The organism is Mycobacterium sp. Root265 (assembly GCF_001428895.1).
Lineage (GTDB): Bacteria > Actinomycetota > Actinomycetes > Mycobacteriales > Mycobacteriaceae > Mycobacterium.
The window spans coordinates 172,877-189,682 of record NZ_LMJA01000012.1 but is presented as its reverse complement, the minus strand read 5'-3'; the positions used below and the strand labels follow the sequence as shown (position 1 = coordinate 189,682).

The 16,806-nt window shown below is 67.9% G+C and carries 18 protein-coding genes; 5 read left to right on the top strand and 13 right to left on the bottom strand.

Annotation, left to right across the window (positions count from 1 at the left end; translation table 11 throughout):
* Nucleotides 1–14: 14 nt before the first annotated feature.
* Both ASE48_RS13140 and ASE48_RS13135 read right to left on the bottom strand, forming a co-directional pair.
* Nucleotides 15–1,175: a type III PLP-dependent enzyme gene (locus tag ASE48_RS13140; RefSeq protein WP_057167530.1), complete on the bottom strand. Its 1,161-nt coding sequence runs from the start codon at nucleotides 1,173–1,175 to the stop codon at nucleotides 15–17.
* Nucleotides 1,172–1,729: a hypothetical protein gene (locus ASE48_RS13135; protein WP_235571135.1), complete on the bottom strand. Its 558-nt coding sequence runs from the start codon at nucleotides 1,727–1,729 to the stop codon at nucleotides 1,172–1,174. The genes ASE48_RS13140 and ASE48_RS13135 overlap by 4 nt, the downstream gene beginning before the upstream one ends.
* Before the next feature lie 110 nt (nucleotides 1,730–1,839).
* Here ASE48_RS13135 and ASE48_RS13130 point away from each other — a divergent pair, with 110 nt between their 5' ends.
* The gene (locus tag ASE48_RS13130) at nucleotides 1,840–2,748 is read left to right on the top strand and encodes a metal-dependent hydrolase (RefSeq protein WP_057167528.1); all 909 of its coding nucleotides are present in this window, start codon (nucleotides 1,840–1,842) and stop codon (nucleotides 2,746–2,748) included.
* Nucleotides 2,741–3,859, top strand: coding sequence for a PDR/VanB family oxidoreductase (locus tag ASE48_RS13125; protein ID WP_057167527.1), 1,119 nt, complete (start codon nucleotides 2,741–2,743; stop codon nucleotides 3,857–3,859). The genes ASE48_RS13130 and ASE48_RS13125 overlap by 8 nt, the downstream gene beginning before the upstream one ends.
* A 4-nt stretch (nucleotides 3,860–3,863) precedes the next feature.
* On the opposite strand, the gene ASE48_RS13120 is transcribed toward ASE48_RS13125, so the two are convergent.
* From ASE48_RS13120 to ASE48_RS13105, 4 genes are all read right to left on the bottom strand, one after another.
* Complete coding sequence (locus ASE48_RS13120; protein ID WP_057167526.1) at nucleotides 3,864–4,610, bottom strand: SDR family oxidoreductase; 747 nt, start codon at nucleotides 4,608–4,610, stop codon at nucleotides 3,864–3,866.
* Between the two features lie 64 nt (nucleotides 4,611–4,674).
* Nucleotides 4,675–5,034: a nuclear transport factor 2 family protein gene (locus ASE48_RS13115; protein ID WP_057167525.1), complete on the bottom strand. Its 360-nt coding sequence runs from the start codon at nucleotides 5,032–5,034 to the stop codon at nucleotides 4,675–4,677.
* A 34-nt stretch (nucleotides 5,035–5,068) separates the two neighbouring features.
* Nucleotides 5,069–5,575 carry a MarR family winged helix-turn-helix transcriptional regulator gene (locus ASE48_RS13110; protein ID WP_057167524.1) on the bottom strand — a complete coding sequence of 169 codons (507 nt, stop codon included), beginning with the start codon at nucleotides 5,573–5,575 and terminating at the stop codon, nucleotides 5,069–5,071.
* 2 nt (nucleotides 5,576–5,577) lie between these two features.
* Nucleotides 5,578–5,820: a hypothetical protein gene (locus ASE48_RS13105; RefSeq protein ID WP_057167523.1), complete on the bottom strand. Its 243-nt coding sequence runs from the start codon at nucleotides 5,818–5,820 to the stop codon at nucleotides 5,578–5,580.
* A 125-nt stretch (nucleotides 5,821–5,945) separates the two neighbouring features.
* Between ASE48_RS13105 and ASE48_RS13100 the strand changes: the two genes are divergently transcribed.
* Complete coding sequence (locus ASE48_RS13100) at nucleotides 5,946–6,587, top strand: TetR/AcrR family transcriptional regulator (protein WP_235571133.1); 642 nt, start codon at nucleotides 5,946–5,948, stop codon at nucleotides 6,585–6,587.
* 159 nt (nucleotides 6,588–6,746) lie between these two features.
* On the top strand, nucleotides 6,747–8,123 hold the full coding sequence (locus ASE48_RS13095; protein WP_057167521.1) for a cytochrome P450: 1,377 nt from the start codon (nucleotides 6,747–6,749) through the stop codon (nucleotides 8,121–8,123).
* Here ASE48_RS13095 and ASE48_RS13090 read toward each other — a convergent pair whose 3' ends face one another.
* From ASE48_RS13090 to ASE48_RS13060, 7 genes are all read right to left on the bottom strand, one after another.
* Nucleotides 8,124–8,933, bottom strand: a complete 810-nt coding sequence (locus ASE48_RS13090; protein ID WP_057167520.1) for a gamma-glutamyl-gamma-aminobutyrate hydrolase family protein — start codon at nucleotides 8,931–8,933, stop codon at nucleotides 8,124–8,126. It lies immediately after the preceding gene.
* A complete protein-coding gene (locus ASE48_RS13085) occupies nucleotides 8,930–9,634 on the bottom strand; it encodes a gamma-glutamyl-gamma-aminobutyrate hydrolase family protein (RefSeq protein WP_057167519.1) in 705 nt (234 codons plus the stop codon). Before ASE48_RS13085 ends, ASE48_RS13090 begins: the two co-directional genes overlap by 4 nt.
* Before the next feature lie 2 nt (nucleotides 9,635–9,636).
* Entirely contained in the window at nucleotides 9,637–10,332 is a 696-nt protein-coding gene (locus tag ASE48_RS13080; protein WP_057167518.1) for an ABC transporter substrate-binding protein, read from the bottom strand.
* Complete coding sequence (locus ASE48_RS13075; protein WP_057167517.1) at nucleotides 10,329–11,714, bottom strand: glutamine synthetase family protein; 1,386 nt, start codon at nucleotides 11,712–11,714, stop codon at nucleotides 10,329–10,331. The genes ASE48_RS13080 and ASE48_RS13075 overlap by 4 nt, the downstream gene beginning before the upstream one ends.
* 13 nt (nucleotides 11,715–11,727) lie before the next feature.
* Entirely contained in the window at nucleotides 11,728–12,930 is a 1,203-nt protein-coding gene (locus ASE48_RS13070; protein WP_057167516.1) for a cytochrome P450, read from the bottom strand.
* A 99-nt stretch (nucleotides 12,931–13,029) separates the two neighbouring features.
* Nucleotides 13,030–13,722, bottom strand: a complete 693-nt coding sequence (locus ASE48_RS13065) for a cache domain-containing protein (RefSeq protein ID WP_057167515.1) — start codon at nucleotides 13,720–13,722, stop codon at nucleotides 13,030–13,032.
* Nucleotides 13,719–14,453, bottom strand: coding sequence for a GntR family transcriptional regulator (locus ASE48_RS13060; protein ID WP_235571131.1), 735 nt, complete (start codon nucleotides 14,451–14,453; stop codon nucleotides 13,719–13,721). The genes ASE48_RS13065 and ASE48_RS13060 overlap by 4 nt, the downstream gene beginning before the upstream one ends.
* Nucleotides 14,454–14,591: 138 nt before the next feature.
* Between ASE48_RS13060 and ASE48_RS13055 the strand changes: the two genes are divergently transcribed.
* Entirely contained in the window at nucleotides 14,592–16,094 is a 1,503-nt protein-coding gene (locus ASE48_RS13055) for an APC family permease (RefSeq protein WP_057167514.1), read from the top strand.
* Nucleotides 16,095–16,806 lie beyond the last annotated feature (712 nt).

The following is a 16,806-nucleotide window of genomic DNA, read 5'->3' as shown; positions in this document are numbered from 1 at the left end:
TTTTCGTGGGGTGTTCAGATGCAGTAGGTGCGCAGCGGCGCGAACCCGTTGAACTCGATCGCCGAATAGCTCGCCGTGTAGGCGCCCGCGGCCAGCAGATCGACCTGATCCCCGGCCTGCAACGACAGCGGCAGCCGGTAATCGGTGCGGTGATAGAGGACGTCCTCGCTGTCACAGGTCGGTCCCGCGATGGCCACCGGGCCGTCGGGGCCGCCGTCGGCACCGGTGCGCATCGCGTAGGCGATGGCCTCGCCGCTCGTCTCGGCCAGGCCACCGAACTTCCCGATGTCCAGGTACACCCAGCGCCGTCCGCCGTCGGTGTCGCGCGGCGCCACCAGCACGACCTCGGAGCGGATGAGGCCGGCGTCGGCGACCATGGCCCGGCCCGGCTCGATCATCAGCCGCGGCGCGCGGGTCCCGTAGTGCCGGCTGAGCGACGCGGTGATGGCGTCGCCGTAGTCGGCCAGGCCGGGTGTGGTGTCGCGGTAGGTGGCCGGCAGCCCGCCGCCGATGTCCAGGGTGCTCGGCTCGATCCCGTCGGCGCGCAGGGCGCGGGTGATAGCGGCTGCCGCGGCGATGGGTTCGTCCCAGGCCCCGGTGTCCAGCTGCTGGGAGCCGGGATGAAACGCCACCCCGAGTGGGACCAGCCCCAGCCGGCGGGCCAGCCGCAGCAGTGCCACTGCCTGCGGGGGCCGGCACCCGAACTTCGGCCCGAACGGCAGCGCCGAACCCTCGCCGTGCGCGGCGATCCGGACCAGGACCTGCGCGCCGGGCGCGTGGTCGGCGATGGCGCGCAGGTCGGGTTCGCTGTCGGAGACGAAGGTCCGCACCCCGACGCGGTGCGCGTAGGCGATATCGCGGGCCTTCTTGATGGTGTTGCCGTAGGACAGCGCGTCCGGGTTCGCCCCACTGCGCAGGCACAGGTCGATCTCGACGGTGCTCGCCACGTCGAACGACGAGCCCTGCGCGACAAGCAGTTCCACGATCTCCGGTGCGGGGTTGGCCTTCACCGCGTAGTGCACGGTGGCGGGCACCGCGGCGCGGATGTCGTGGTAGCGGCGGCGCACCGCGTCGAGATCGACGATCAGGCACGGGGTGGCCGGCCCGGTGTCGGCCAGGAAGCGGTGGATCCGGGTGAAGGTGGATTCGTCCGGCGGATCGAGCAGCAGCGTCATGGCAGTACCGGCTCCAGGATGGCGACCGGTTCGGGCCGCCGCGCCAGCCAGCGATTGAACTTCTCGTAGCTGACGATGGTGCAGACGTAGAACACGACGTCGGCGAGGAAGCCGCCGACGATCCAGCCGAGCAGCACCTGGTCGAGCAGCACCGGCGCGGCGAAGATGAGGCCGGGCCGGACCAGGGCACTGTCGATGACCTCGGCGATCCCGAACTCCATCGTCAGGCTGCGCACGGCCAGCAGGTTCGTCAACACCACCCGGCCGACCACGGTGCGGGCCTCGACCGTGGGCCAAGTCCAGCGGAACGCGTTGGCGTAGGCGGGCAGGTAATAGCCAATAGACGAACCGATGGTGGCAGCGATCGCCGCGATGGCCAGCGAGCCTGTCGAGGCGTAGGCGACGCCGGCCGCTCCGAGCTCGCCGATCCAGCCTGCGATCTCCAGCGGCAGATAGCGTCGCAACCATTCGATCGCCTTGGCGCGCAACTCTCTTCGTCGGACGTCGAGTTCGGCCTGCTCCATCGGGACCCCCTGATCGCGTGGCCCGGTCACCGGGCTCACTCTGAGGCTCTCCGACCGCGGGGGAGCGCAGTAGCGTAGTGGGCTACCTGTCCTTAGCCAACGGTTGTTTGGGCAACCCCGACGCAGGGCATCATGGGTGGATGACCGAAGACCGGGCCATGAGTGCTGCCCCCGACAAATTCGCACCCGAAGAAGTCGCCCTGCGGCCGCGCAACGTGCAATTCGACTGGTCAGACGCCCCGCTGCACTGGATTCCCGGCGATCCGTACGCCTCGCATTCGGTCACCGCGCTCAACCTGTTCCTCCCGGTCGCCGAGCGCTGGTTCAGCAAATTGCTGTCCGACTCGCTGGTATACGTCCGCGACGAGCATCTGCGGGAGGAAATCGTCGGATTCATCGGCCAGGAGAACGTGCACGCCCGCACCCACGACAACGTGCTGCAGGAATACCTGCGCCGGCACGGCATCGACCCGGAGCCCTTCACCCGGCAGTTGGAGTGGGTGGCCGGCCAGTACGAACGGAGGGTCGATCAGGCCGAACCGGCCAAGCGGCGCAAGGCGCTGGAGTCGGGCTGCCACGCCCTGTGCGCCGCCGAGCACTACACCGGTGTGCTTGGCCACTGGGCGCTCAACAACCGCTGGGACGAACTGGGCGCCGATCCGACGCTGACCGACCTGTACCGCTGGCACGGGGCCGAAGAGGTCGAGCACCGGCACGTCTCGTTCAACGTCGCCAAGTACTTCGGCATGGACTACGTCGCGCAGGCCCTCGGCGGAGTGATGGTCAGCGCGGTCTTCTTCGCCATGATGCTGCGCGGCACCAAGTACCTGGTGCACCAGGACCCGGCGCTGCCGAACATGCGCTACCCGCGGCTGCTGTGGCAGCTGCGCAAGTCCGGTAAGACGGGCGCGCTGCCGACGTTCCGCTACCTGGGTTCCTCCGGGCTCACGCTGCTGCGCCGCGACTACGACCCGGTCGACGAGGGCAGCACCGCCCAGGCGGTCGCCTATCTCGCCAGTTCGCCGGCGGCTCGCGCCACCCATGGGTGAACGGCTGACGCGCCTGCTGCGGCCCTATGACGGTGAGCCGCCGCCGGGGCTGTACGGCAAGTCCTCGGACCTGCTGATCCGGATCGCCGGCACGGCGGTTCCGCACTTCCTGTCGGTGGTCACCCGCCTCGGCGGTGACAAAGAGCCTCCGGAACTCCCGCGCCGCACCCACCGCCGGGCCGTGGTGATCGAGGAGCGTAGGCACGTCGCCCGCGACCGCGATGTCGTCGCGCTGACGCTCATGGCGCCCGACGGCGGGGATCTGCCGCAGTGGCACGCCGGCGCCCATATCGACGTGCACCTGCCGTCCGGGCGAACCCGGCAGTACTCGCTGTGCGGGGACCCCGACCAGCCGGACCGGTACCGCATCGCGGTGCGTCAGATCCTCGGTGAGGACGGCGCCTCGATCGAGGTGCACGGCCTGAGCGTGGGCCAGGTCATCGAGATCAGCGGCCCGCGCAACGCCTTCATGATGCCGCTGCCGGGGTCCGGATCCCGGTCCGAGCGGCTGCGTTTCATTGCCGGCGGCATCGGAATCACCCCGATCCTGCCGATGGTGCGCCTTGCCGATCGCCTCGGGATGGACTGGTCGCTGCGCTACACCGGACGGCGCCGCGACACTCTGCCGTTCCTCGACGAGCTGGAGGCGTTCGGCGACCGGGTGCGGGTGCTCACCGATGATGTGTCCGGGTTACCCACGCCCGCAGATCTTCTCGATGACGTGACGCCCTGGACGGCGGTGTACGCCTGCGGGCCGCCGCCGATGATGGACGTGGTGCGCGGCGCCGTCCCGGATCGCGCCGAGCTGCACATCGAGCGCTTCTCACCGGTGCCGGTGGTCGACGGCAAGCCGTTCGAACTCGAGCTGCAGCGCAGCGCCGAGGTGATTGCGGTGCCCGCCGACCAGAGTGCGCTGGCGGCGCTGCTCGCGGCCAGGCCGGACGTGAGCTACTCCTGCCAACAGGGATTCTGCGGCAGTTGCGCCCAGCAGGTGGTGACAGGCGAGATCGAGCACCGCGACCGCCTGTTGACCGACGAGCAGCGCGAAGCCGGGCAGATGCTGCTGTGCGTGTCGCGGTCCGCCGGTGGACGGCTGGTGCTCGACCTCTGAACGGCTACAGCTGCAGCTGCCCGCCGTCGGCGGCGAGTTCCGCGCCGGTCATGTAGCTGCTCTGGTCCGAGGCGAGAAACAGTACGGCCGAGGCGATCTCGTCGACGTGGCCGAGGCGTTTCATCGGTACCCCGGCGGCCATGCCGTCCAGCAGCGCCTGTTGCTCCTCGGCGGGAGCCAGCCCGGCCAGCCCGGGGGTTTCGATGGGGCCGGGGATGATGGTGTTGACCCGGATCTTGCGGTCGATGAGTTCGGCGGCCCAGGTGCGTCCGAGCGATCGGATGGCGGCCTTGGACGCGGCGTACATCCCGAACGCGGGCACACCCTCTGACGCCGCGGTGGAGCCGGCCAGCACGATGGAGGCCCCCTCGTTGAGCAGGGGCAGCGCCTTCTGCACGGTGAAGACGGTGCCGGCCACGTTGCGGTCGAAGGTGTCCCGGTAGTGCTGGACGGTGACGTCGGGCAGTACGGCGAAGTCACCGCCACCGGCGTTGGCGAAGATGACGTCCAGACCCTTTCCGTGCGCGCTGATTTCGGCGGCGAGGGTGTCGAGGTCGTCAGGATTGCTGATGTCGCCCTGCACGCCGCGGGCGTTGTCGCCGATCGTCGCGGTGGCCTCGTCGAGGCGGGCGCGGTCGCGGCCGGTGATGAAGACGTAGGCGCCTTCGGCGGCGAAGCGTTGGGCGGTGGCCAGACCGATACCGGAAGTTCCTCCGGTCACCAGTGCGGTCTTGCCCTCGAGTTGTCCCATGATCGAGCTCCGTTTCTTGGAAGGTTCATGCGGTGCGCTCGGTGCAACATAGGTGATGTGTCACCTATTCCTGGGTCAGGATGGTCCACAGCTTGATGATGCGGTCCTCGGCGATCTCGGCGACGTCGAACCCCGAGGCCACCGCGGTGTCATCCGGGGTGCGCACCTCCCAGGCGAGAAAGCCCAGCCCGCGGGTCTGGCGGACGGGACCTGCGGCGACGAAGTGCAGTCCGGGGAGTTTTTCCTGCAGTTCGGCGGCCTTGGCGTCCAGTGCCGCGTGGCCGGTGGCGACGCCTTCGTCATCGAACCACTGCACATCGGGGGAGTAGGTGGCGGCGATCGCCGCGGCGCGGCGTTGCGGGTCGCGTTCATCGAAGACGGCGAGCAGGTTGGCTTCCATCAGGCGGGTGATTGCGTCGCTCATGAACGGCCTCCTTTGAGTGATATTTCACCCAATGCTAGCCCGGTGCGGGCGGTAGCGAGCTGTTCAGGTTGAGATTGACGTGGATATGCTCCAGCGCCGCGGTGAGCGGGGCGAGCAGGTTGTCCGGCAGCGGATCGAAGAACAGGCTGCGCACCAGGTCGACATGCGCGGGGGCGGCCTCGGCGATGGCGGCGCGGCCCTGCTCGGTGAGCACCACGTTGCTGGTGCGACCGTCCTCGGTACTGGGCCGGCGCTCGGTGAGGCCGCGTTCCTCCATGCGGCGCAACTGATGTGACAGCCTGCTGCGCTCCCAGCCGATCTGGGCGGCCAGATCACTGATGCGCATGGCCTGGTCGCGGTTGCCGCTCAGCGCCACCAGCACGTCGTAATCGGACAGCGACAGCTTCGAGTCGGCCTGCAGCTGGCGGTTCATCTCGTAGTTCATCCGCAGCTGCACCCGCATATAGGCGACCCAGGCGCGCTGCTGTTGCGGCGTCAGCCAACCCCGCTTGGGTGATGTGTCCCGCTTTTTCGCCGTCACCCCTACAGTGTGGCCGATCCGCGGACGGTCAGTAGGACCAATAGGAGGTCGCGGGAGTCCTGGTCCTCCGGGGAGTCGTACAACTTGTCGCAGGCCAGCTTCACCAGTCGGCGCCAAATTGCTTGCGACACCCCTGCCTGGGCGCCGAGCAGCCCGCGCAATCGTTCGATGGCGCCCGCGTCATCCGGGTCGCGGTACACGGCGTCGCATGCCGCTTGGATCTGCTGTCGCAGTGCCGAATTCACGTTTCTGTCCCCCGCCTCACAGGCCACTCACAGGCGACCCATATGTGCATATTGCATTACCCCACGGCGATATGGCAATACTGGACACTTGTATGCTGAACCAAGACTGCCGTATTGTTGCCGTGGTGACTGGCACTGTGTTCCTTCGGGAGTCGACGCCCGCCGAGCCGTCCAGTCGGGAGCGCATACTGGATGCCGCCATCAAATCCTTTTCGCAACAAGGCGTTTCCAACACGCCGCTGAGGGCGGTTGCCGACGCCGCCGGCGTCAGCGTCGGGCTCGTGCAGCACTACTTCGGCAACAAGGCCGGCTTGACGGCAGCGGTCGACGAGTACGTCCTGCGGGTCTTCGGTGAGATCCTGGAATCGACGCCGATGCCCGAGCCGCCGGCCGATCATCTGGTGGAACTGCGCGGCCGGTTCGCCCAGCTCGTGCATCGATACCCCGACGTCATGGACTATGTCGCGCACGCCCTGAGCCAGGGCGAGGAGATCGGTGCCGTCATCTTCGACGGGCTCGTGCGGATCAGCTCCGCCCAGGGCGACAAATTCGCCGAGCACGGCCTGGTGCGGTCGGATCTCGATCTGCTGTGGGCCACCATCAACCCGCTGATCCTGCGCGTCGGTGCGATCATCCTCCGCCAACACATCGAACGCCACATTCCCGAACCGTTCTACACGCCGACCCAGCTGCAACGGTGGGATGCCGCCGTCACCTCGCTCATCCGCACGGGGCAGTTCAACATCGACGCCGCTACGGATGGCTGAGGGTTCGATCGGCCGGCGCTCATGGGGTGCGCCGGACCGATTCGCAGGACGATCCGCGGAGCTCTTGGGGGATGGCTCCGCGGATCGTCTCGGATCGTGTTGAGCCGCAGCGCCAGATAGTGTTCAGCCCACAGCCACTCCACACCCGCAGGAGTTCCCATGTCTGAGCCGGTCACCGAGTCACAGGACGTCGCCAGTCTGCCGCTCGTGCCGGCCAATCCGCTGCCCCTGCGGCAACGGATGACAGCCGCGCGGCACTATCACCACGGGCAGGTGACACTTCTGAAATCCGGGGGCGCGCTCACCCGGGTGCTGCTGGGCCCGGCCGGCACGGGTCCCTCGATCGTGTTCGTCATGTCCCCGACGGGTGCCCGCGACGTCCTCGCGCGCAACAACGACTCCTGCGATCGCACCCTCGTGCACGAGGAGATGCGGCACCTGATGGGGGACAACCTGGCTGATCTCCCCAACGTGCCGTGGCGCTCGCGCAAGCGAACGCTGCAGCCGGTGTTCACCCGCCAGCATGTTTCGGGACTCGGTCATCACATGGCCGAGACGGCCGAAGCGATCGCGGCGGGCTGGGGCGACGCCGCCGGCGTGGATCTCGACGCCGAAGCCCGCCGGCTCACCATGCAGGTGCTCGGTAAGACGGTGCTGGGTATGGATCTCGGTGATCGGGCCGAGGGTCTGGCCGAACCCCTCAACACCGCACTGGGCTATGTGGCCGACCGCGGTATGCGCCCGGTGCGGGCGCCGCGCTGGCTGCCCACCCCGGCACGCCGGCGCGCACGAGCGGCCGTGGCAAGCATGCGGGAACTGGCCGACGAGGTCGTCGCGGCCTGCCGTGCCCATCCGGACCGCGACGCGCCGCTGGTGCAGGCGCTGATTCAGGCGACAGATCCCGACACCGGCCAGTACCTGTCCGACTTCGATATCGCCAGCGATCTCATCGCATTCATGGTGGCCGGTCACGACACCACCGCGACCACCATCGCGTACACGCTCTGGGAGCTGGGGCGGCACCCGGAGATTCAGCAACGCGTGGCGGATGAAGTCGCGACACTGGGAGACCGCCCGCTCGGTCCGGATGACGTGACGGCGCTGAGCTACACGGTGCAGGTGATCCGGGAGGCGCTGCGTCTGTGCCCGCCGGTCGCGGTCGCGGGCCGCACGGCGATGCGCGATATCTCGGTGGACGGCTACCGGATAGCCGAAGGCAGCATGGTTCTGGTTGGCGTCTTCGGTATGCACCGAAACCCCGATCTGTGGACCGACCCGGAGACGTTCGACCCGGAGCGGTTCAACCCCGAGAACATGAGCACGATGGACCGCTGGCAGTACATTCCGTTCGGCGCAGGGCCGCGGACGTGCATCGGTGACCACTTCGCCATGCTGGAAGCGACTCTGGCGTTGGCCACCATCATCCGGTCTGTCGAAATCGAGTCCCTCGCAGAAGATTTCCCGCTCGCTGTCCCGTTCACGATGGTCGCCGCCGCGCCTATTCCGGCCCGGGTGCGCCGACGGGCACGCGTCTAGCTAGTTCGCCGGTAACACCGCCGCGACACTGCGGTTCCGCGCCTGCTCCGCAGCGTCAACGAACGCGCCGAACAGCGCCAGCCGGTCGGCGGCCGGGCCGTCATCGTCCTCGGGATGCCACTGCACGCCCAGGAAGAACCGCTTGGGATCCTCGATGCCCTCGGTGATGCCGTCCAGCGCGCGGGCCGCGACCACCAGCCCGCCGCCGAGTTTGTCCACCGCCTGGTGATGCCCGTTGCGTGCGCTGACCCGGTCGGTGCCCAGGATGGCCGCCAGCCGGGTGCCGGGCATGATGTCGACGGGTTCGTCGACGAACTCCGGCTCACCCGGGGCGCCGTGGTGCGGGGCGTAGTCCTCGATATCGCCGATGAGGGTGCCGCCGCGGAACACGTTGAGCAGCTGCGAGCCTCGGCAGATCCCGAAGATCGGGCGGTCGGCGGCCTCGGCCGCGGCGATGGCGGCGAACGCATCGCGGTCGGCGCGGCCGTCCACCCCGTAGGTCGTGGGGTGCGGGGTGCTCATCCCGTAGCAGGAATTGTCGACGTCACCGCCGCCGAGTAGCAGCAGCCCGTCGAAATACGCTGCCGACGAGGGATTGTCGAGCGCTTCGCTGGTGTCGAAGAACTCGAAGTCGGCGCCCAGCGCGATCAGGGTGGTCAGCGCGACCTTGGTGAACCGCTTGACCAGTGCGACGTCGGCGTCGCTGATATCGGGGTAGTTCAGCGAGGCCAGCACACAGATGTGGGCCCGCGGCACGTCCGGTGCGGGCAGGTCCGGCAGGACGTCCGGCAGGCGAACCAGGGCGGTCATCGATTGGCCTTTCGTTTGCGGGCGCGGTCGACCAGGTCGGCGAACAGTGCCGCGTCGGTGGGGGATTCGGCGTGCCGGTCCTCGGGATGCCATTGCACCGCGAGGATATCGGCGCGGCGGTGCTCGACGGCCTCGATGACGCCGTCGGCCGAGGTGGCGGTGACGGCGAGGTCGCGTCCGAGCCGGTCGATCCCTTGGTGGTGGTAGGAGGAGACCTGGATGCTCTCGGCGCCGACGATGGTGTGCAGCCGGGATCTGTTTTGGACGTGCACTTCGTGAATGCTGTTGTGGTGCATGGCTTCGGGCAGATGCTGGTGCAGGGTGCCGCCGAGCGCGACGTTGAGCACCTGCAGTCCGCGGCAGATCGCGAGCACCGGGATGCCGGTGTCGAGCAGCGCGCGGATGACGCCCAGCTCGAAGTCGTCCTGGAAGGCGACGGTGTCGGTGGTCTCCGGGGCGGGCTCCGCTCCGTAGCGTTGTGGTTCCACGTCGGCGCCGCCGGGCAGCAGCACCCCGTCGAACGCCTCCAGTCGCTGCGGCATTTCGGCGAGTGGGTCGGCGGCCGGTCCGTGCAGGATCACCGGTTCACCGCCGGCCGCCCACACCGCCTCGCAGATCGCCTCGGCGGCCAGGGTCGCCGAGAAACGCAGGATCGGTGCCTGCGCGGCCCGGCGACCGGTGACCGCGATCAGCGGTCGCACGGTCAGAATGGGTAGTCCAGGGTCGGCAGGTGCTGGGTCCACACCTCGCGCAAACGCCCGGAGTCGATGAGCCGGCCCAGCGCGCCGTCGATCTCGGCCAGCGTGTCGGGCCGGTCCTTGGATACCGCGAGGCCCCACCGGTTGGCGGTCTGCACGGTGAAGGCGAGCTCGTAGTCCGGATGGGTGGCGCCGAGCGGCACGAACACCACATCGTCGTCGACCACGGCGTCGACATCCTTGGCCAGCAGTGCGGCCAGCATGTCGGCGTACACGTCGTCGCTTCCCGCACCGAAGGCGACCGGCTCGGCGCCGGTGAAGGTCTGGGCCAGCGCCATATTGGTGCTGTTCTCGATGGCGGCGACCTTGCGGCCCACCAGGTCCTCGGCGGAGTGGATGTCGTCGCCGCGCCGGATCAGCACGCCCTCATGGAAGATCGCGTACGGGCGGGTGAAATCGACCTGGGCCCGGCGTTCGGCGGTGATGCCCTGCCCGCACAGCACGGCGTCGGCGTCCCCGCGCTGCACCGCGGGGATCATGTCCACCCACGGCACCCGCACCCATTCGACCTCGCGGCCGAGTTCGGCGCCGAGCGCCTCGGCGACACCGGGTTCATAGCCGGTGCGGCCGGTCTCCGGGGTCCACAGCGTGAACAGCGGTGGGGCCTCGGCGTCCAGGCAGGCGAGCCTCAATGCGGTCACGGGGCATCATTCCAATACATTTCACGCTCCCAGTCGGTGACATATCCACAGAATCGGGCCCACTCATCGGTGTGGAAGTCGATGAGCAGTGCGGAGAGTTTCGGGCCGAACGTCTCGGTGATGACGGTGTCCTTGCGGAAGGCCGTGATCGCGTCACCGAGGGTCAGCGGCAGTGCCGGGAACCGCTCGTCCTGCGGGGTGTCATACGACGAGCCCTGGCACGGCGCACCGGGATCGGTGGCGTTCTTCATGCCGTCCTCGCACGCCGCGAGCAGGATCGTATGGGATAGATAGGGATTGACCGCGGCGTCGGGCAGCTTGTATTCCAGGCGCCCGTTGGCCGACAGCCGCACCGTGCAGGTCTTGTTGTCCAGGCCCCAGTTGATCTTCGACGGCGCGAATTGCCCGGCGTCCCAATAGCGTTTGTAGGAGTTCACCGTGGAGCCGTTGACCAGCATGGCCCCGGCCGAATGGGACAGCAGCCCGCCGAGGGCGTGCTTGCCGATCTCGGAGAGGTGCAGTTCGGTGACGCCGGGTTCGACGAGCACGTTGACGCCGTCGCGCCACAGGCTGAAGTTGTGGTGGCAGCCGTTGCCCATCATGCCGGTGGCGGGTTTGGGCATGAAACTGGCCTGGATGCCGAGTTCGCGGGCGACCTGCTTGCAGATCTGCCGGTAGGTGGTCAGCCGGTCGGCGGTCAGGTTGGCGTGGTCGTACATGAAGTTCAGCTCGACCTGGAACTCGTCCTCGTAGTCGCCCTCGATCATGTCCAGGCCGAGTGCTTGGGCGTATTCGACGACCTTCTTGACGATCGGGCGGTTCCGTTCCAAATGCTCGATGTGATAGGCCGGGCTGGATCCGGGCCGGAACTGGGCTTCCAGTCCTTCACCCTGCCAGGTCATCTCGGGTTCGCAGCCGGTGCGCAGTTCCAGGCCGGTGCGGTCGGTGAAGCCGGTGTGCGCCCGCTGCAGCAGGGCGCGGGAGTCGCAGGCCAGTTCAATGCCGGCGTCGACGGCCAGGTGGTCGGGTTCGTAGAGCCGGCAGAACACCCGGGCGAAGCTGGTGTCCCAGGGCAGCACGGCGAAGGTGTCCAGGTCGGGGATCGCGGTGTACTCCGGGGCGTTCACCCCGCCGGCCAGGAGCACGCCTTCCCGGGTGCCCTGCAGATTGGCGATCGCGGTCTGGTGCTGCTGCACCCCCTTGACGGCGAGGCGCTCGAAATGCCGGGCGGGGGCCACCTTTCCGACGACTCGGCCGGTGATGGTGATCGCCTGAAAGTAGACGAACTCCACCCCGCGGTCGGCGATGGTCTCCAGCGCTTGGGCCAGGTGTGCGCTGGTGGCGTTGGCCTGCCGGTGCGCGTCGAGCGGGGTGGTGGTCATCGGATCTCCTGGGTCAGGGGGCTGGGGTGAAGCCGATGGGGAGGGTGATGGGTCCGGTGTTTCCGGAGTCGGGAAGCCAGGTGGCGCCGGGCAGTTCGTGCGGGTCGACCATGCGCCGGGCCAGCAGCGGCAGCGCCTCGCTCATATCGGCGCGGGCGACGAAGTGGCCCAGGCAGTAGTGCAGACCGCCGCCGAACCCGAAGTGCGGCTTGCGTTCTGCGGTGATGTCCAAGCCGGGCGTGTAGACGCGCGGGTCGGTGCCGGCGGCCTCGGCGTAGAGGTGCACGGTGGTGCCGGCCTTGAGTTGCACACCCTCGTATTCGAAGTCCTCGACCACCTCGCGGGTCACCCAGCGGGTGGTGGGGTTCAGGCGCATGATCTCCTCGACGGCCTTGCCGCCGAGGTCGGGGCGCTCGGCGAGCAGCCGCCATTGGTCGGGATTGGCCAGGAAGGTCTGCATGGCCAGGCCGAGCTGATTTCGGGTGGTGTCGAAGGCGGCGAAGATGAGCATGGTCAGGCCGTCGCGCAGTTCCTCGTCGGACAGCCTGCCGTCCTCGGGGTCAGCGGCGTTGACGAACGCGGTGACGAAGTCCTCGCGCGGCGTCTTTCGGCGGTCGGCGATCTGGGCGTCGCAGTAGTCATACAGGCGGGCCAGGGCGGCCTCGATCTCGGCGAGGTCGTCCTTGAGGGTGACCGCCATGGCCAGGCCGATGGTGGTGGCCTCCTTGGCGAGGATGCGCCAGTCCTCCTCGGGGGTGCCGAGCATGATGGCGGTGACCCGGGCCGAGTACGGCTCGGCGAATTCGTTCATGAATTCGCAGCGGTCGGGTGCGGCGAAGGCGTCGACGAGTTCGCCTGCCAGCGCCTGGAATCGGGGGACCTGGCCGGCGATGAGTTGCTGGGTGAAGGCCGGGGTCATCAGGCGGCGCAGGCGGCGGTGCTCCTCGCCCTCCTTGTTGAGCAGCCAGCTGGCCCACCACTGGGCGAACGGGCCTTCGGTGACGCCGTTGTGCGCGGGCCAGGCGATGCTGCCCTGGCGGAGCTGGCGGCTCTTGAGCAGTTTGTTCATCTCGGCGTAGCGCAGCACCGCGATGCCGTACGGGGTGGTGGCGTACCAGCTGCGTTCGCGGGCGTCGTGCACCTCGGCGGACGTCAGCGAGAATTCCGGGTCGCTTACGTCGAAGTGCGGGACCTCATCGAGGGGGACGGGCGACATCGGGGCTACCTCCAGGGTGCGTGACCGGATGCCTTTAAAGACTCTAGAAATAGAGGCTTAATGTCAAGGGCTGGGAGTTAAGTCTGGGTAACCGCTCGTTCAGCTCGTTGCGATGGCAACGGACCAACCGTTGCCGAGGGGCAGTTCGGCCACCTCGTGGAACGTGTTGTCTTCGGTGGGCACGGTGTCGAGCCGGGAGCCGACCAGCCAGCGCGGGGTGTTCGCGGCGATGACGCGGCGCTCGGTGTTGACCACGACGGCGTCCTCGTCGGTGTGGCGCAACACCTCGATGAGCCGGCGTTCGACGTCGCCGACCACCAGGTCGGCGCCGGCCACGCCCAGGAAGGTGCCGTCGGCGATCACCGGGATGGTCGCGGTGATGGTGTACATGTCCGAGCCGCTGTAGTCGACATACGGGCCGTAGGCGACGCGCTGCTGACCACGCTGCGCCAGCTGATACCAGTCCATCTGCAGGTAGTCGTAGACGTCGATGCTGTTCGGGTCGAAGTTCAGCCGTAGCCGGGCGACGCGTTCGTTGTGCCGCTGCCACCAGGCCATATAGCGGTCGCGGCCCTCGACGACCGAGGGTGCGGCGACGAAGCCCATGCCCCACAGGCCGTGCTCGTGCGTGAGGAGTTCGGCGAGCAGGCGCTGCAGCCCGGAGAAGTGCGTCTCGGTGAGCGCGGCCCGCGGCGGGCGGCTGCGCAGCACTTCCTCGGCGACCACGTCGAGCAGTCCGTAGAACGGTTCGACGGCTTTCGAGGCTTCGGCGGCCAGCTCCTGTGCGGTCATGATCGCACGGCCAAATCCATATTCACCGTGGTCAATCGGGCCAGCTGGCTCATGGCGTGGTCTTCGGCCAGCCGACGCGCCTCGGCGGCGTTCTCGGCGGCGACCGCCGCGGCGATGGCGTGCTGGGCTTCCACGTAAGCGGCGACGTCGATGTCCGGGCCGACGGGCAGCCAGATCAGCCCGGCGAGCTCGGCCTGCAGGTTCGCTTCGCGCCGCGCCAGTCGTGCGGATTGGGAGGCGACGGCCACCTGGATGTGAAAGCGGCTGTCGGCGCGGATTCGGTCGCCCAGGGTCGCGGCCGCGCCGAGCTGATCGGTGAGCGCGAACAGTCGTCGGACCGCGTAGGGGGCGGCGCGTTCGGCGGCGAGTTTCGCCGCCTGCCCGGCGATCGCGGTGTGCTCGTCGAACAGGTCGCGCAGGTCCGAGGCGCTCATCGCGGCCAGGCGTTCCTTGAGCTGCTCGACCGGCGGGCCTTCGGGGCGGCGGACGAAGGAGCCGCCGCTGCGGCCGCGCTTGGTCTCGACCAGCTGCTGCTCGCGCAGGGTGGCCAGGGCTTCGCGGACGGTCATCGGGGCGACGCCGAACTGGGCGGCCAGGTCGACTTCGACGGGGAGGCGTTCGCCGTCGTCGAGCAGGCCGAGGTGGATGGCCTCGGTGATGCGCAGGACGATTTCGTCGGCCCGACCGACGGGTGCATCGGGGGCGACGAGGGGAGACAGTGAGGACACCACGCCTGCCTCCCTCCCCGATGGCCTGACGTCGCAATGTACCGGATCAGTGACGAATTCTGCCGTTTCGGTGACGTCTTAAACAATAGGAATGTAGTTTTTCGCTCACTGGCGATTTCGTGCCCGAAGGAGAGCAGGCTCATGACCACTGCCACGCCACCGACCTCCCGCCCCGAGGACGCTTCCCACTCCGATGACGATGCCGCGCACCTCAACGCGCTGGGCTTCAAGTCGGAGTTCAAGCGAGATATGAGCCCGTGGGCCAACTTCAGCCTCGGGTTCACCTACCTCTCGCCGGTCGTCGGCGTCTACACGTTGTTCGCTTTCGCGCTGGCTACCGGTGGGCCACCGATGATCTGGAGCTTCCTGATCGTCGGTGTCGGCCAGCTGTTGGTCGCGTTGGTCTTCAGCGAGATCGTCGCCCAATTCCCGGTCGCCGGCGGGGTGTACCCGTGGGCGCGGCGGTTGTGGGGGCGACGATATGCCTGGATGACCGGGTGGGTGTATCTGGTGGCGCTGCTGGTCACCATCGCCTCGGTCACCTATGGCGGCGGGCCGTTCGTCGCCGCTGTCCTCGGTATCGAAGCCACCACCGACAACATCATCCTGTTTGCTCTGTTGCTGATCGCGTTTGCGACGGTGATCAACTTCCTCGGCACGAAGGTCCTTGCCAAGGCGGCAATCATCGGATTCGTTGCGGAGATCATCGGTGCCCTGGTGGTCGGCGGTTGGCTGCTGATCGCTCACCGCGAGCACAACCTCGGGGTGTTGTTCGACAGCTTCGGCACGGGTGGGGACGGCAACTACATGTTTGCGTTCGCCGCGGCCGCCTTGATCGGCATCTACCAGTACTACGGCTTCGAGGCGTGCGGTGACGTCGCCGAGGAGGTGCCCGATCCGGGCCGGCTGATCCCCAAGGCGATGCGCCGCACCATCTACATCGGCGGTGCCGCAGCTACTTTCGTGTGCCTGGCGCTGATCCTCGCGGTGGCCGACATCCCCGGGGTGATCGCCGGTGAGGACACCGACCCGGTGAGCACCGTGCTGAATGAGGCGTTCGGCCCATTCGGCTCCAAGGTGATTCTGGTGGTCGTGCTGATCTCGTTCCTGTCGTGCGCGATGAGCCTGCAGGCTGCGGCGAGCCGGCTGGCTTACTCGTACGGGCGCGACGGGATGATCATGGGATCGTCTCTGTTGAGCAAGTTTTCGGCGACGCGCCACGTGCCGCCCTATGCACTGGTGATCGCGGCGGTGGTGCCGGCGGTGATCGTGATCGGGTCGCGGTTCTCCACCGATGCCATCACCAAGATCATCAGTTTCGCGGCGCTGGGGATCTACATCGCCTTCCAGATGGTGGTGCTGGCCGCGTTGCGGGCCCGGCTAAAGGGCTGGGTGCCGTCCGGGAAGTACTCGCTGGGGCGGTGGGGACTGCCGGTGAACATCGCGGCGCTGGCGTATGGCGTGATCGCCATGGTGAACATGGCGTGGCCGCGGACTCCCGATGCGGCGTGGTACGACAACTGGATCGTGGCGCTGTCGGCGGTCGTGGTGATCGGAATCGGGTTGGTGTACATGGTGGTTCACCCGGTGGCTGGTCGGAGCACCGCGCCGTACAGCGATGCGATCCCTTCGGGCCGGCGCTGATTCCGGTCGCCGCGCGGAAATTTGGGGGCTCGAGTTGCCCGCCTATGAGCGACAACCGAGCGACAACGACTCTTGGGTCGTCTTCGCTCTGCGGTGGTGGCGGACAAGTGCAAGTGAGTTGCGCCCTGAGTGCAGAGTGAATCGCCGACCGTAAGAGTGCGGTTGGCCCTCGGCGCGGGGACCCGACGCCGTATGCGGTAGGAAGAACGGCATGTCAGTCACACGGCGGGGCCACCATGTTGCTGGAGCGCTGCTAGCTCTCAGTACCGCATTCGTGCTCGCAGGTTGTGCAACCGACGAACCGGTCGTCCCGCCGTCGACTTCATCGGCAGTCGCGCAACAGACCGAGTCGGAGTCTCCCTTTGAGACACGCGACGGCGTGGCGTGGTTGACCGCGGCCTGCGGCAGTCCGTCTGTCGGGGATGCGTCGCCGAACTCTTGGCTTCCTGGGGCAGACCCGGTGGCGCTGTGCATTACTCCGCCAGGGCGAGATGGCGTTCTGGTCGGTGTGTACGAAGATCCCGCGGCGGCAGCCAGTGACGTGGGCACTATCGGGGTCGAGCATGGCTATGCCACCCGCACCGACGACCATGGAAGAACGTGGGTGTTCGTCGCCGTTGAAAGCCCCGAATCCGCGCCGCTAGCGTCTCTAGAGCGGTTCGGCTTCGAACTTTCCTAGCCAAACTGGTGCACTAGACAACGTCTGGCCGCC